This is a genomic window from Novosphingobium sp. FG137 (assembly GCF_057809735.1).
Genome location: NZ_JBMDKN010000006.1, coordinates 244,289 through 257,773 on the forward strand (window position 1 = coordinate 244,289; position 13,485 = coordinate 257,773).

Genomic DNA, 13,485 nt, shown 5'->3' on the forward strand with positions numbered 1-13,485 from the left:
AGGCCTCCCGTCAGGTCCTGCAAGCGGGCAGCAATTGGCCTTCCTTCGTCAGCGCGACACGGCCGCGCAATGGGCAAGACGCTTTTCCGCATTCACCGCATCTAACAACGCCTTTCTCCATATTGGCCCCGCAGACCGTGAACCTGAGATGAAACTCACATAGATGAGAGCGAGGGTGAGACAGCCCTGACAAGCCATGACCCGCACACGAATTCGACCCACTTGATACGCCGAGCCGCCAACGCGCCTGCCGCAGTTTTGATGGCCCGGAAACTCTTCGATCTCATGGAGTTGGGGGCCGCAGCCTGAACAGGGCTCGCCGGCGCACGCAAATGGTGGTCGTTGAAACCGACAGGCTCTGGACGACCTCTCGCATCTTGATTGCCCATGCTTGGTTGGAAGCAGATTGCAGCGGTTGCTGCAGGCGGCACTCTCGCGTTTGGCATTCAAACCGCACCGCTGCATCTTGCGCCCGGTTGCGGGAACGCCAAACGCTAGAGCGCCTCAGCCATCCCCCCGCTGATTGACCCGTGCGATCACGACCGCGGCCAGCGCAAGCAGCAGGATGGCACTTGCTTCGAACACGATGTTCTCGGGGGCCATGTTCTTGCTTTGCAGAACAATAAGGCGTGCCAGCGCGGTGATGGCGATGAAAATGGGATAGATGAACGTTGCGCCCTTGCCGGTGTAAAACACGCTGACCATGCCAATCACTTCGGTGTAGAGAAACATCAGCAAGATATCAGCCAGCGTGATGGACCGCGTCTGGTAAATGTCGACGATCTCCGCAATCGCGCCACCGACTGTCATCAGCGCGACGAGCAAGAGCAGGATCCGTTCGACCAGATGAAAGCCCAGCGTGGCGATAGCATCTTCGGTCTTACCCACAGCCGGTCGGTAGCCACTGTCAGAGGGCAAGTCGCCTTCAGTTGGCGGTTCGGGAGCCAGCGGCTGCGGCATAATCGACAAGACTATAGCACGCGCCTCTTGAATCCGGGATGCCTGAAATGCGCCCCAGCTACGACTGATAACTGCGTCGAGAGGTTATCCGGAAACAGCCATTCCCGCGAGGAGCAAGCAATCTATAGAGAATGGCCGGCATTAGAAATTTGCGGTCATCCACGAAGCGCCCGGTGGACGTTGGGTTCCGCCCGACACCGATCGATGAGGCACGGTCGGCATCGTTTTCCCTGCAAGGGTGAGATTGACCGACTGCGGTCCGGTAGTTCCAGAGCACGACCATAGTATTGGTGACTTTCATCAGCGCGCAACGCTCAGGCCGGTGTCGCCGAGATAGCGGTGTTTCCCCGCGCTAGCGATGTTAGTCAGACTGCGTAGATTCCGTCTCTGCCATCCACTGCGATTATCACATCAAATAGACTGGTTGTCGGGGAGCTGCGCTCGTCAACCGGACCTGATGACAAAGGAAACGAGATTGCCTTTCCGGTTGCCGATCTCGACCAACGAAGCGGTAGCCGTGCCCTTGTCCTATCGACAGTGCACTCTGCCCAATCCGCCGCAAACTCGGAGAAAAACAGATCAGCAACGAATTTCCAGTGGTCTGCATAGGCGGATCCGCCGGCGGTCTCGACGCCTATGTGCGCCTGTTGCAGCATTTTCCCAGCGATCTCGGCGTCGCAATCGTCATCGTCAACCATTTGCGGGTCGTCGCGACACGGCTCCACGAAATTCTTCCGCGCTTTACAGCGATGCCGGTTGCATTGATCACCGAGAGTTTGGATATCCAGCCAAATCGCGTTTTCATCATTCCTTCGCGGCGCGATCTGCATGTGTGCGACGGTGCGTTTCGCCTTGAACCGATATCCAAGCCGCGCGGATGGCCCGACGTCATTACCGTTTTTCTCCAGTCGCTGGCGCAGAATTGGCAAGGCAAGATCATCGCCGTCATCGTTTCTGGCTATGACGGTGACGGCGCCGACGCCTTGTGCCGGATCAGGGATGTGGGCGGCATCACCATCGCCCAGCAACCCGCAAGCGCCAAGGAACCGGACATGCCGAACAGTGCAATTGCATCAGGTTGCATCGACTATGTGCTTGTGCCCGAAGCCATCGGTGAAAAAATCCGAGATATAACGCGGACGATATTTGCGGGTTGACTGCGAGCATCACAGTAGATCAACATCTAACCAGCTCGATTATCATGCCAAAACGTTCTAAACATGGCTTAATTGCAGTCCATTGCGCAGATTTTTAGTTAGTGCCTTTAATTGAATCTTGGGCCTTCAGTCGATTTAGATGCGCCTGATGCATGCCAAGAACCCTCAAAATCTCTTCAAGAAAGTTATCGGCATCATCCGTGACCAAACCGCTCTTCCGAAGCAGGGCAATACGCACACGCTGTTGTCGAACATGGCGCTCACTCTCCTGAACGTGCCGCTGAACCATCGCAAGTTCTGTTTCGCCAGCTACGTCCATAGCGAACAATACGCCGAAAATGAGAAAGTACCAAACTGCCCTTGCAGCGCGCGCGATAGACCTTGAACTGCCCATGGAGGGTTCCGCATTTTTGCCATGAGTCTGCGAATTTGACATGGGGACTGTGTCGCCAGTCCGATCGCGTCGGGCTTGACGGCTCTCATCCAGCGCAAACGCCTGACGCGCTTGAAGCGGCATGCGATCGCCAAGTGACGAGTGTGGGGGGACAATGTTTTGGTCTTGGAGCCGTAAGGCCAGCTTGCGCCGCACCTCCGGCAGGCTTTTGAACCGCCGATGCCGCTAAAACATATAACCGCTCAGTTGGTAATGTCGGATAGTAGCGGTGGTTTCAACCGGTCGATAAGCGCCATCCGACTGGGCCGTATGCTCATAAACAGCGCCATCGAGGCGACCAAATGGCGAAGATCTCAGCACAATTCTTCGCGAACGCTGCAGTCACTCAGCCTCTAGCGAGGGCTCAAGGATCAAGTATGGATTTCCCGTCTTGAACAATTGCCACAAGATGATCGACGACCGCCCTGATGCGCGGCGAGCGGCGCAGATCCGGATGAAGGAGCAGCCATAAATCGCGCGCTGGTGGTGGCGGGCAAGTCTCGACCAGCACGAGGCGTGTATCTGGATCGCCAAGAAACCTCGGCAGCACCGCCAGACCAATTCCCGCTGCGGCAGCTTCAAGCAACGTAGCAAGTTCATTGCTGCGAAAGACCAGCCCAGAGGCATGGCTCAATGAGTGCAACCACTGCTGCTGCGGCACGTGTTCGAGCGTTTCGTCATACCCAACAAGAGCCCGCTCCGGTTCGCTGGTTTGCGCCACATATCGACGCTCGCCATAAAGGCCATAAGCCAGTGACCCAAGACGCCGAGCCAGGATCGAGGCTGCCTTTGGCCTGCTCAGCCGGATCGCTACATCGGCTTCCCGGCGGGACAGGCTTACGGTGCGACTGTCCGCGACCAGTTCAAGCTCTATGCCGGGATGCGATGATCGCAACGCACCAAGGCGCGCGGCAAGAAACTTGCTGGCGAAGGTCGGCGGGGCGGTGATCCGCACCACGCCAGTGAGGCTGGACTGCCGGCCTTGGGCCAGGCGTTCTATATTGAATGTGTCCTCCTCGATGCGGGCGGCTAAATCAGCGATGGGCTCGGCTTCAGCTGTCAGCGCAAAGCCGGTTGAAGTCCGCTCGAACAGCCGAAAGCCAAGACTTTCTTCCAATGATGCGATCCGCCGGGAGATCGTGGTGTGTTCGGTTCCGAGATTGCGTGCCGCAGCCGAGAGTGTTCCGGCGCGTAGCAGAGCGAGGAAGTATTTCAGATCATCCCAGTTCACTTGTGCAAATTTGCACACGTGTTGTGCGGAGACAAGGAATTCCTGTGCGATTATCCGGCAGCTAATCCGGCGCCTGCCCTGAAGGCAGGAGGTCGATATGGCGAAAATTGCTTGGATGAAGTCCGCAGGCGATGCCAGCGCCCTGGAAATCGAGGACGTGCATGTCGGCGATCCCGGTCCCGGTGAAATCCGCATCCGGCAATCTGCTGCCGGTGTGAATTATGTCGATATCTATCACCGGACTGGCCTCTATCCCCTACCGGAGCTTCCGGCGGTCCTTGGCGCTGAGGGCGCGGGAATTGTCGAGGCGGTCGGTGATGAAGTTATCGATTTCAAGCCCGGTGATCGGGTGGCCTGGGCGGGTCTGCCGATAGGCGGATATGCCGAGGCGCGCTTGCTTCCGGCAGAGCGGGCCATACGCTTGCCAACCAACGTTTCCGAGCGGACCGCAGCGGCGGCCATGCTGCGGGGTATCACCGTCCACATGCTCTTGAACCATGTTGCCCGGACGAAGCCCGGCGATGTGGTGCTGGTCCATGCCGCAGCAGGAGGACTGGGACTGCTTCTGACCCAGTGGGCGCGCCGCCTCGGCGCTACGGTAATCGGCACGGTTGGATCGGCGGAAAAGGCTGAACTTGCGCAGCGCTATGGTCTTCAGCACGCCATTCTTTACCGGGAGGCCGACTTCGTAAGCGAAGTTCTCGAACTGACCGACGGTCGGGGCGTTGATACCGCGTTCGACGGCATTGGCGGCGCGACCCTGCTGCGTACCCTTGATTGTGTTCGGCGTTTTGGCCTCGTCGTGAGCGTCGGTCAGGCCGGCGGATCGCTTCCGATCATCGAGCTCCCTGATCTCGGCCCTCGCAGATCGCTCGCGCTGGCCCGGCCGAGCGTGCTCGCTTATGCCGCCGATTCAGACCTTTACCGTGACGCGGCCGCTGCGCTCTTTGCTCAGATGGCGCTAGGCCTCCACGTCGAAATTGGTGCGACCTTCGCACTTGCTGATGTCGCCATAGCACATGCCGCGCTTGAAGCGGGCCAGACCACCGGTTCGGTGTTGCTGACGTTCTGATCCAGTCACAGGAAAACCCATCATGATTGCACCTGTTATCGCTGTTTCCGCCTGGGATGTGGAGCCCAAGGGACCTGCGGCAAACTTTCCGATCGATCTTGTCGCAAGATTGGGCGCGCGCGAAAAGCGGCCGTTGGGTGACCTGTTCGGTCTCACCCGGTTCGGCGTGAACCTCACGCTGCTCGGTCCGGGTGCGGCCTCTGCCTTCCTGCACGCACATTCGCAACAGGACGAATTTGTCTATGTCCTGCAAGGAACACCAACCCTGCGGACGGAGCAGGCCGAGATGGTCCTGCAGCCTGGTATGTGCGCCGGCTTCGCCGCTGGCGGCCCAGCACATCACCTGGTGAACGAAACCGCCGAACCGGTTCTCGTGCTCGAGATCGGTGACCGTAGCAAAGGCGACTTGGTCCGATATCCAGATGAGGATCTGGTCTCTGCCATGGATGAGGACGGCACCCGTCAATTTCTGCGCAGGGATGGCTCGTCGTTTGCTGCAAAGGCGGTGCAGCCATGAAATACCTCGTGATCACGCGCCGCACCCCGGCTTTCCGAAGTGACATTCTGCCCGAACATTACGCCTTTCTGGAAGGTCTGCGCGGGGCTGGCCTGCTTGAGTGCGCGGGGCCATTTATGGACCGTTCGGGGGGAGCCTACGTGCTGTCCGCGGCTGGTTTTGACCAAGCTAGACTGCTAGCGCTCAGTGATCCTTTACACGTGGCGGGTTGCTCCACGTGTGAGGTGTTTGAGTGGGATGCGACCTGAAGTGCGATTTGCTCGTTTTGCGCTATTGGGTGAAGAGGGGGGCGTCAGCATCGTCCCAATTCTGGCCGATCGAGCGCGAACAGACTGACGTCAGCTTTCCTGCGATTGGTAGCTGCGCCCCACAGTCAGGGATTTGAGTACGAAGCCAACCGTGGCGAACTTAAATATCTATATATTCCAGTTTCTTGCGTGACGCATAAGATTGACAGGCTTCGCAATCCCTCACGCGCGACAGCCGGATACCTTTGCTGCAACCCTGAGCCCGGTGAGATACGCGCATTGCTGTGCGCCACACCGCGCAATCAGGCCGCAAGCTGTTAGCCATGGCGATCAAGAAATGCCGCGAAAAGGGCTGGCCATTGACCGGCCGGGGCATTCGCAGGACCGATGCCGAAGCCATGCCCGCCTTCCTCGAAAAGATGCAGTTCCGCCGGGCACCTTGCAGCCCGCAGCGCGTCGATGAACAGCATCGTGTTCTCGTAAGGTACGGCCTCGTCATCAATCGCGTGGACAAGGAATGTCGGCGGTGTCGCCATATCGACATGGCGTGCGGGCGATCGGCGGACAATCGCCTCTTCCGTGGGCTGAGGCCCCAGCAGGCGCTGTGCCGAAAGCAGATGGGTGTGCGGCGGCGTTGCCGCGATCACCGGATAGATCAGGCCCGCACAGCAGGGGCGCGCATCGATCGCATCGGCTGCATCACGAGGGGCATAGACCGGTTCGGCGGCGGCGGTGATCAGCGAAGCCGCAAGGTGCCCCCCTGCGGAAAAGCCAAGAACCGCGACTGTCGCGGGATCAATTCCGAAACCCGCAGCGCCAAAGCGGATCACGCGCATGGCCCGCTGCGCATCTTGCAACGGCACGTCGGAACGGTTCGCCCAGCCTTCGCCCGGTAGACGATAGACAAGCACGAACACCGTGTAGCCGCGCGCGGTCATCACGCGGGCGACATCGGTTCCTTCGTTGCGGATCGAGATGAAGGTGTAGGCCCCGCCCGGGATCACCAGCAGCGCGCGGCCGTTGCTTTGCGCCGGGCGGAACACCCTGAGTTCAGGCCGGGCGACGCCGGTGATGAAGGCGGGGTCAAGCGTGGCGGAGCGGACCGGGGGCGTGGCGGGCGCACCGGGCGGCGCGGCAGCCCACAAGGCGATGGTCTCTGCTGCGGTCCATTCGGGCGGGAGCTGACCGCCGCCGGCCGGGATCCGGAGTGCGGCGCGTGCAGCCAAGGCGGGCGCGGGCATCAGCAGCGCACCGCTCCCGAGCAGCACCTGCCTGCGGTTGATTGGCCCATCCATGGCACTCTCCCAATCCTTGTTGCGTGCCCGCTCTCCGGCGTGCAGGAGCCGGTGCCTAGCGCAATCATCATGAAGCGAAGCTGCCCGCTGTGCCACCGGCACATTGCGCAGCGCGCGACTTGGGGAGAATGGTTGGGCACGGCAAACTGATCATTGCGTAATCGATTGCTCTTTCATACACTGCCCGCTACGGCATGGCCAGCACGTTTCTGGTCGGCATTTTCGGGGAAGCGCCTGTTTGCAAGGATTTGCGGGCGGGATGGCTTGCGGGTCGGCAGCATGAGGGACATTTGATGACGGCACCGAAGGTCAAGGACCCTGCTGCTGAGCCCGCCTCGCGATCCAGCGTTTTCGACCGGCGCTGGACCTCGGCCGATCTTGCCCTGCTTGAACAGGGTCCGGAGAACACGATCCCGACTTTCACGCGCGAAGGGGCTGCGCGGATCACCGGCCATGACCTTTGGGACATGTGGCCGGTTGAGTATCCAGATGGCCGTTTGCCGCGCTTTGACGGCGCATCGCTATGGATGGTGCTGACCGCGCCGGCCGGTGCAGATCCGGACGAGCGTCATGCCGTCGCACGCATCCATCTCCTGTCCGGGAAGGACGGTGTCTGGACCCTGCACGGTCCGGTCTTTCCCGAAGGCTTCACCCCGGGAAGTCGCGAATGGTCCGGCTCGGCCGTCCTGGATGCGGCAGGTTCGTCGCTCACGGTCTTTTTCACTGCAGCAGGGCGCCGAGGGCTTTCCAGCCCCAGCTTCGAACAGCGCCTGTTTCAGGCCAGCTGCCGCTTTGCCCACGCGGATGGTGCGTTCAACTTGTCCCACTGGAGCGCACTTGCGGAATCGATTGTCGCAGATGGCCAGCACTACCTCCCCGCTAACCAGACCGAGGGGCGCGCAGGGGAGATCCTGGGCTTTCGCGACCCCGCCTGGTTCCGCGATCCGGCAACGGGGCAGGCCTATCTGTTCTTCACCGGGTCTTCCGCCCGCGCCGCCTCGCGCTGGACAGGGGTCATCGGCGTGGCTGAGGCTGATCCGGCGGGCAACTGGCGGCTGCGCCGGCCGGTGATCGACGCCTCAGGCCTCAACAACGAGCTGGAGCGTCCGCACATGCGCTGCGTGGCGGGCCGCTACTACCTGTTCTGGTCCACGCAGGCCAAAGTCTTTGCAGACGACGCCCCGCCTGCGCCGAGCGGTCTTTACGGCGCGGTGGCACCCTCGCCGCTCGGGCCGTTCACCCTGCTCAATGGATCGGGCCTCGTCGCGGCGACCCCCGCCGAAGCGCCTGCGCAGGAATACAGCTGGTGGGTGCTGGACGACCTCTCGGTCATTGGATTTGCCGACTATCCCGGCCTCGCCGATCCGGCAATTCTGGAGGATGCCACCCAGCGCCGCGCCCACTTTGCGGGATACCCGGCGCCGTTCTTCAGGATCGCACTCGACGGCGCATCGGCGCGAGTTGAACGCTAGGTCGAACCGCGCACGATCAGTTGCGGCTCGATCTGCTGGGAGGCCGTCTCCTCGCCGGCAATCCGGCGCAGCAGGGTCTGGGTGATCAAGTCCGCACCGTGCCTCAACTGCTGGTCGATCGTCGAAAGCGGCGGCGCCATGTGCTCCCCGATCGGCAGGCCGTCATACCCGATCACGCGCACATCATCGGGCACACTGCGGCCCAGATCGCGCAGCGCACGGATCACGCTGATCGCGGTCACGTCAGACCCGGCAACGATCCCGTCGGGCATTTCAGGCAGCGCGCCGAGCTTCTGGCGCAAATCAGCGTAGGCTGCATCGGGTTCGAAATGCGTGGGGATCGCGGTCAGGCCTTCGAGCCCGGCTTCCTGCACCGCACCGCGCGCACCCTCGACGCGGTCTCCGAACTCGCTCCCCTCGACCGGCCCGGCATAGGCGATCCGCCGGCAGCCCCGCTCGATCAGGTGCAGCGCCGCCATGCGCCCGCCGAGCCGGTTGTCCGAACCGATCGAGCAATGATGCTGGCCCGGCGCATGGCCACCCCAGACGACCATCGGCATATAGCGGCGCGAGACCGTCTCGATCACATGAACCTGATCCGATTGGCCGACCACGACAATGCCATCGACACGCCCGCTGCCGATGAACCGATCGATCCAGCGGTCGTTGCGCGGGAGCACGCGCGAGAGCAGCAGGTCATATCCCCGCTCGGCAAAGGCATCGGCGAGAAACCCGGTCATCGTGTTGAAGAACGGATCGGACAAGTGCTGCAGCGCTTCGTGCCCGAGCGGCACCAGCACGCCGATCGTCATGGTGCGCTGCGTGCGCAAGTTGCGCGCGGCGACATTGGGCTGGTAGCCGAGCTTTTCGGCAAGCGCGGCGATGCGCTTGCGCGTTTCCTCGCTCACCCGGCCCGATCCCGTCAGCGCGCGCGAAGCGGTGGCGGTGGAGACCCCGGCGAGTTCGGCAAACTCCTTGATATTCTTGACGCTGACCATGTGACCCTTTGTATCCGGACATCGCCTACCGGGCAAAACCCTGCGAGCCGCACGCGGCGCAGCTTACACAGACCGCTGCGGGCGGCCAATGGGGGCGCTCAGCGCAGGCTGGCGCGTTCGGCCGCATCGATCTCGCCAATGAGCGCGGGGCTGGCGTCCAGCCGGAGCGAGGGGAAATCGCCGGGCGCAACCGGACGCCATGGCGGGAGGCCCGCGCCATCGGGCACGCCGCCCGCGGCAAAGGCAACCAGCGTACGCGACATCCGCGCTGCCAGGTCCTGCGCTTCAGGCCCGCCGCCCGTCATCGAAGCGCAGCGCGCTGCGTTGTCGAACCAGAACGGAATATCGAGGCAGTGGAATGCACGCGGACGGCCATCGAGCACGGGAGTCTGCCATGCAAACCAGAACACGTGCGTGCGCTGCGCTCCGGCGGCAAGGCGGCGCGCAGCCTGATCGATCACCGCCTGCCGGATCGGCGCGGTGGCGATGCGCGACCACAGGTCGAACGGTTTTGCTGCGGGTGTCGCGGCGCGGAAGGCGCGGATCACGGCAACGGCGCGGCCGGGCAGGAACCGGTCGACCCGGGCCCGCAGCGCTGCCTCGTCCATGGCGTCGCTGTCCGGCTGGTTGATGCCGGTCACGAATTCGTTGAGTGTGGAGCCGATGATGAGCGGAACCGCCGGATCGGTGGCGGGCAAAGCCGGACCAGCCGGATCGGCAAGGATCGTGCGGCCATCGATCACCGGCGCATAATCGAGGATCTGCGGAATCCGGCGCACATCGACGAAGCCGTCGAAGGGCGGGTTGATCCGCGCGGCAACGCGATCTGCCGCCGCGCGCAAGTCGGCATAGGGCAGCGCCTGTAGCTTGGCGATCTCGCCGCTCCCTACCCCCAGTTCCGCCAGCAGCAGCGCGCTGAGCCGGGCGCTGCGTGCGGGCGTATTGAACCCGGCGAACGATCCGCTGAGGATCGCAGCGCGGTGATAGAGGCCGCGCGCCGCCGGCATCGCCATAAGCGCCGAAACCTTGGCTCCGCCGCCCGATTGGCCGAAGATCGTCACCCGGTCCGGATCGCCGCCGAACGCGCCGATGTTGTCCTTCACCCAGCGCAGCGCGGCTACGATATCGAGCATGCCAAGATTGCCACTCTCGGCAAAATCCTGGCCCCATGCGGAGAGATCGAGGAAGCCGAGCAGATTGAGCCGGTGATTGAGCGTGACGACAACGGCATCGCCGGTTCGGGCAAGGTTCTCGCCGTCGAAGGCCGGGATATCGTGGCCCGACCCCGCCGCGAAACCACCCCCATGAAGCCAGACGAGCACCGGTCGCCGGGCCGCATCAAGCGCAGGCGTCCAGACGTTGAGCCGCAAGCAGTCCTCGTCTGCCACGGCATCGTTCCAGCGGAAGATGAAGGCTTCCTCATCGTGGAAGCGGCCCATGCCCTTGTCCTGCGGCGCGATCGGGCCGTAGTGCAACGCAGACCTTACACCCTGCCATGGCGCAGGTGGCCGGGGTGGGCGGAAGCGGTTGGCCCCGCCGGTCGGCGCGCCATAAGGCACGCCCTTGAACATATGAACGCCGCCCTGGCGATAGCCGCGGATCAGGCCCGGAGTGGTGCGCGCGGTGACGGCGGCGGGATCGGTGGACAAGGCCGCGTCCTCTTGAGGCATGGCCGCTGCAGCGGCGGAAGTGCCCGGGGCCAGCGATAACCCCGCCGCTAGCCCCGCGCCCTTGATCAGGCTGCGGCGATCAAGCCCCCCTGCCCCTGCAGTGCCTTGGGCCATGGTTTCTGCGCCTTGTGAACATTTGGCAGGACAGCGCCCGGCTCCACAAGGGAAACCGGGCGCAGCCACCGCCAGATCAGTTGGTGTTGAGGCGGAACGTGACCCCGATGGTGCGCGGGCGCGGCCCAGCCAGCAGCGTGGGACCATTGGCCGAGGTCGGCCCGCGCTCGTCGGAAAGGTTATCCGCAAAAAGGCGCAGCTCGTAGCGATCGCGGCGCAGGCCGATGCTCGCCTGGAACAGCTGATAGGGGTTGATCTCGTTCACCGTGGCATCGCCCAGCCGGAAGCGGCCGACCGTGGTCGCCGATCCGGTGACGAACATTTCGTACTTGCCGACGTTCGTCTCGTAGGTCGCATCGAGCCGGAAGTTATGGGTCGGCGTGTTGAGCAGGCGCTTGCCATTGGCAATCCGGGGATCCGCGCCGTTGAAGGCGGGGATCACCTTGGTGAACTTGGAATCGTTGATGTTGCCGATCATGTTGAGCGTCAGCCCCTTGAGCGGCGTGCGCCAGGTCGCTTCGAGATCGATGCCCTTTGCCTTGCCGTCACCCAGATTGGCGAAGGCGGCAAGGCCGATCGACGTGTTGAAGGCGCTCTGGATGTTCGTGTACTTGATATCATAGAGGCTGACCGCGAGGCGGAGCGCGCCATCGAACAGCGTGCCCTTGGTGCCGATCTCGAGGTTGCGCAGCTTGTCGGGCGTGAGCGAGAGCCCGCTGGGCACGCCGTCCGCGATCACCGCATCGGCCTGGGCCTGCGATTGCAGGATGCCGCTGCGGAAACCGGTTCCGGCGTTGAAGAACACCGTCCAGTTCGGCACCGGATAGTACGCCAGGTTGGCGCGCCAGGTCACTGCATCGGGCGTTGCCTTGATCGATACGGGAACGCCGTTGGAAATCGAATCCGCGGTGCGCTTGTCCTTGAAATAGCGCAGGCCGACCAGCGGGACGAGCTTGCCGCCAAACAGCTCGTAGCTGGCCTCGGAAAACAGCGCTGCGTTCTCGGTCTTGGTCACGGTCTGGCCGCTCAGCGCGAAGGCGGGGAAGTTGAGGTTGAAAGTATAGAGGCTCCGTGCGTTCTGATAGAACACGCCAGCCACGCCCTTGAACGGCCCGCCCTTGTTGGTGGCAAGGCGCAGTTCATTGACGAAGTTGCGCGCATCGCCCCCGTTGATCAGCGTGCCAATGCCGAGCGGCGCGCCGAGATTGAGGCCGACCTGGAAACCGCCGGGCAGCGACTTCTGATACGAGGTCGCGTTGGTGAGCGTGAGATCACCGATATCGCGGGTGATCGTGTTGGAAAGATACCAGGCGCGGCGGCGATCATAGCCCACCACGTCGCCCTGGAACGAGGCGAAGGGCGGCTTCACCGAGTTGATGACGTTGAGGTAGTTCTGATCGGTGCTGAAGTACCAGCCGCGCAGGCGCACGGTGGTGAGCGCATCGGGTTTCCACAGCAGAACCGCCTGAATGTCCTTCGAGGTGACGTCGTTGGCGTCCTTCTCGCGCGGGGTGCCGGTCGGCGCGCCGGAATAGATATCGGCATAGCCCGCGCGGCGATCGTAGCCACCGCTGACGCGCAGGCCGAGCTTGCCCTCGATCAGCGGGACCGAGATAGCGGCGGCACCGCGGTAGTTGGGATCACCGGCATCGCCCGTCTTGGAAAGCTCCGCCTCGCCCGCAACGGTGATCTTTTCGAGATCGGGGTTCTTGGTCCGATAGATGATCGTGCCCGCCGATGAGCCGAGGCCATAAAGCGTGCCCTGCGGTCCGCGCAGCACCTCGATCCGGTCGATATCGAAGTACTGCACCGGCGGCGCGGCCTGGTTGTTGGGCACGCCGAACGGGGTATCATCGAGGTAGTAGCCGATCAGGCCATCGCCGATGGGGCCGCCCGCGCCCGAGCCACGGAACGAAAAGATGCGGTAGCCCGCGCCGATTTCCTGCGCCTGCGAGGCACCGGGGATGAGCTGGATCAGGTCCGACCCATCGCGCACGTTGCGCTGCTTGAGCGTGTCGCCGCCGAATGCCTGGATCGCGATCGGCACCTGATCGAGCTTGAGCGAGCCGGACTTGAGCGCGGTGACGATGATTTCGTCAGAGCCGGCCGCTTCACTGGCCTGCGGGGCCGCCTCCTGCGCATGGACAGACACAGCGGACATCATGGCGATGGTGGCGGCGGCACCGGTGAGGCACGCGCGCAGTTGGTTGCGATGGTGATTGGGCTTCATGGTATCCTCCCTCGTTCTTGGTTATTTGCGTAATCGATTGTGCAACGAGTGTCAAACCGTTGCCTGCTCGCACTTTGGGGCGAGTGTT

At 62.8% G+C, this 13,485-nt stretch carries 12 protein-coding genes; 6 read left to right on the forward strand and 6 right to left on the reverse strand.

Features of this window, described 5'->3' with window-relative positions; genetic code table 11:
* Window positions 1–504: 504 nt before the first annotated feature.
* Window positions 505–960, reverse strand: a complete 456-nt coding sequence (locus ACODS2_RS17935; protein WP_489000035.1) for a phosphate-starvation-inducible protein PsiE — start codon at window positions 958–960, stop codon at window positions 505–507.
* Window positions 961–1,556: 596 nt separating this feature from the next.
* Between ACODS2_RS17935 and ACODS2_RS17940 the strand changes: the two genes are divergently transcribed.
* On the forward strand, window positions 1,557–2,117 hold the full coding sequence (locus ACODS2_RS17940; protein ID WP_489000036.1) for a chemotaxis protein CheB: 561 nt from the start codon (window positions 1,557–1,559) through the stop codon (window positions 2,115–2,117).
* A 148-nt stretch (window positions 2,118–2,265) separates the two neighbouring features.
* The gene (locus tag ACODS2_RS17945) at window positions 2,266–2,502 is read left to right on the forward strand and encodes a hypothetical protein (RefSeq protein WP_489000037.1); all 237 of its coding nucleotides are present in this window, start codon (window positions 2,266–2,268) and stop codon (window positions 2,500–2,502) included.
* A gap of 412 nt (window positions 2,503–2,914) precedes the next feature.
* Here the strand turns inward: ACODS2_RS17945 and ACODS2_RS17950 are convergent, their stop codons facing one another.
* Window positions 2,915–3,781 (reverse strand): LysR family transcriptional regulator, encoded by an 867-nt coding sequence (locus ACODS2_RS17950; RefSeq protein ID WP_489000038.1) that lies wholly within the window; start codon window positions 3,779–3,781, stop codon window positions 2,915–2,917.
* A gap of 97 nt (window positions 3,782–3,878) precedes the next feature.
* On the opposite strand from ACODS2_RS17950, the gene ACODS2_RS17955 reads away from it, so the two are divergent.
* Genes ACODS2_RS17955 through ACODS2_RS17965 form a run of 3 tightly spaced genes read left to right on the forward strand, consistent with a single transcriptional unit; the run spans window position 3,879 to window position 5,618 of the window.
* A complete protein-coding gene (locus ACODS2_RS17955; protein WP_489000039.1) occupies window positions 3,879–4,853 on the forward strand; it encodes a quinone oxidoreductase family protein in 975 nt (324 codons plus the stop codon).
* A gap of 22 nt (window positions 4,854–4,875) precedes the next feature.
* Window positions 4,876–5,370: a cupin domain-containing protein gene (locus tag ACODS2_RS17960; RefSeq protein WP_489000040.1), complete on the forward strand. Its 495-nt coding sequence runs from the start codon at window positions 4,876–4,878 to the stop codon at window positions 5,368–5,370.
* The gene (locus tag ACODS2_RS17965; protein ID WP_489000041.1) at window positions 5,367–5,618 is read left to right on the forward strand and encodes a YciI family protein; all 252 of its coding nucleotides are present in this window, start codon (window positions 5,367–5,369) and stop codon (window positions 5,616–5,618) included. The genes ACODS2_RS17960 and ACODS2_RS17965 overlap by 4 nt, the downstream gene beginning before the upstream one ends.
* Before the next feature lie 317 nt (window positions 5,619–5,935).
* Here ACODS2_RS17965 and ACODS2_RS17970 read toward each other — a convergent pair whose 3' ends face one another.
* Window positions 5,936–6,913, reverse strand: coding sequence for an alpha/beta hydrolase (locus ACODS2_RS17970; protein WP_489000042.1), 978 nt, complete (start codon window positions 6,911–6,913; stop codon window positions 5,936–5,938).
* A gap of 293 nt (window positions 6,914–7,206) precedes the next feature.
* On the opposite strand from ACODS2_RS17970, the gene ACODS2_RS17975 reads away from it, so the two are divergent.
* Window positions 7,207–8,385, forward strand: a complete 1,179-nt coding sequence (locus ACODS2_RS17975; RefSeq protein ID WP_489000043.1) for a glycoside hydrolase family 68 protein — start codon at window positions 7,207–7,209, stop codon at window positions 8,383–8,385.
* On the opposite strand, the gene ACODS2_RS17980 is transcribed toward ACODS2_RS17975, so the two are convergent.
* From ACODS2_RS17980 to ACODS2_RS17990, 3 genes are all read right to left on the reverse strand, one after another.
* Complete coding sequence (locus ACODS2_RS17980) at window positions 8,382–9,383, reverse strand: LacI family DNA-binding transcriptional regulator (protein ID WP_489000044.1); 1,002 nt, start codon at window positions 9,381–9,383, stop codon at window positions 8,382–8,384. The two genes, ACODS2_RS17975 and ACODS2_RS17980, sit on opposite strands and share 4 nt — an antisense overlap.
* Before the next feature lie 98 nt (window positions 9,384–9,481).
* On the reverse strand, window positions 9,482–11,167 hold the full coding sequence (locus ACODS2_RS17985; protein ID WP_489000045.1) for a carboxylesterase/lipase family protein: 1,686 nt from the start codon (window positions 11,165–11,167) through the stop codon (window positions 9,482–9,484).
* Between the two features lie 76 nt (window positions 11,168–11,243).
* A complete protein-coding gene (locus tag ACODS2_RS17990) occupies window positions 11,244–13,397 on the reverse strand; it encodes a TonB-dependent receptor (RefSeq protein ID WP_489000046.1) in 2,154 nt (717 codons plus the stop codon).
* Window positions 13,398–13,485 lie beyond the last annotated feature (88 nt).

Bases quoted from the DNA above. Each gene is read 5' to 3' on its own strand.
- ACODS2_RS17935 (WP_489000035.1), bottom strand. From the start codon at position 960: ATGCCGCAGCCGCTGGCTCCCGAACCGCCAACTGAAGGCGACTTGCCC.
- ACODS2_RS17945 (WP_489000037.1), top strand. From the start codon at position 2,266: ATGCATGCCAAGAACCCTCAAAATCTCTTCAAGAAAGTTATCGGCATC.
- ACODS2_RS17955 (WP_489000039.1), top strand. From the start codon at position 3,879: ATGGCGAAAATTGCTTGGATGAAGTCCGCAGGCGATGCCAGCGCCCTG.
- ACODS2_RS17960 (WP_489000040.1), top strand. From the start codon at position 4,876: ATGATTGCACCTGTTATCGCTGTTTCCGCCTGGGATGTGGAGCCCAAG.
- ACODS2_RS17965 (WP_489000041.1), top strand. From the start codon at position 5,367: ATGAAATACCTCGTGATCACGCGCCGCACCCCGGCTTTCCGAAGTGAC.
- ACODS2_RS17970 (WP_489000042.1), bottom strand. From the start codon at position 6,913: ATGGATGGGCCAATCAACCGCAGGCAGGTGCTGCTCGGGAGCGGTGCG.
- ACODS2_RS17975 (WP_489000043.1), top strand. From the start codon at position 7,207: ATGACGGCACCGAAGGTCAAGGACCCTGCTGCTGAGCCCGCCTCGCGA.
- ACODS2_RS17980 (WP_489000044.1), bottom strand. From the start codon at position 9,383: ATGGTCAGCGTCAAGAATATCAAGGAGTTTGCCGAACTCGCCGGGGTC.
- ACODS2_RS17985 (WP_489000045.1), bottom strand. From the start codon at position 11,167: ATGGCCCAAGGCACTGCAGGGGCAGGGGGGCTTGATCGCCGCAGCCTG.
- ACODS2_RS17990 (WP_489000046.1), bottom strand. From the start codon at position 13,397: ATGAAGCCCAATCACCATCGCAACCAACTGCGCGCGTGCCTCACCGGT.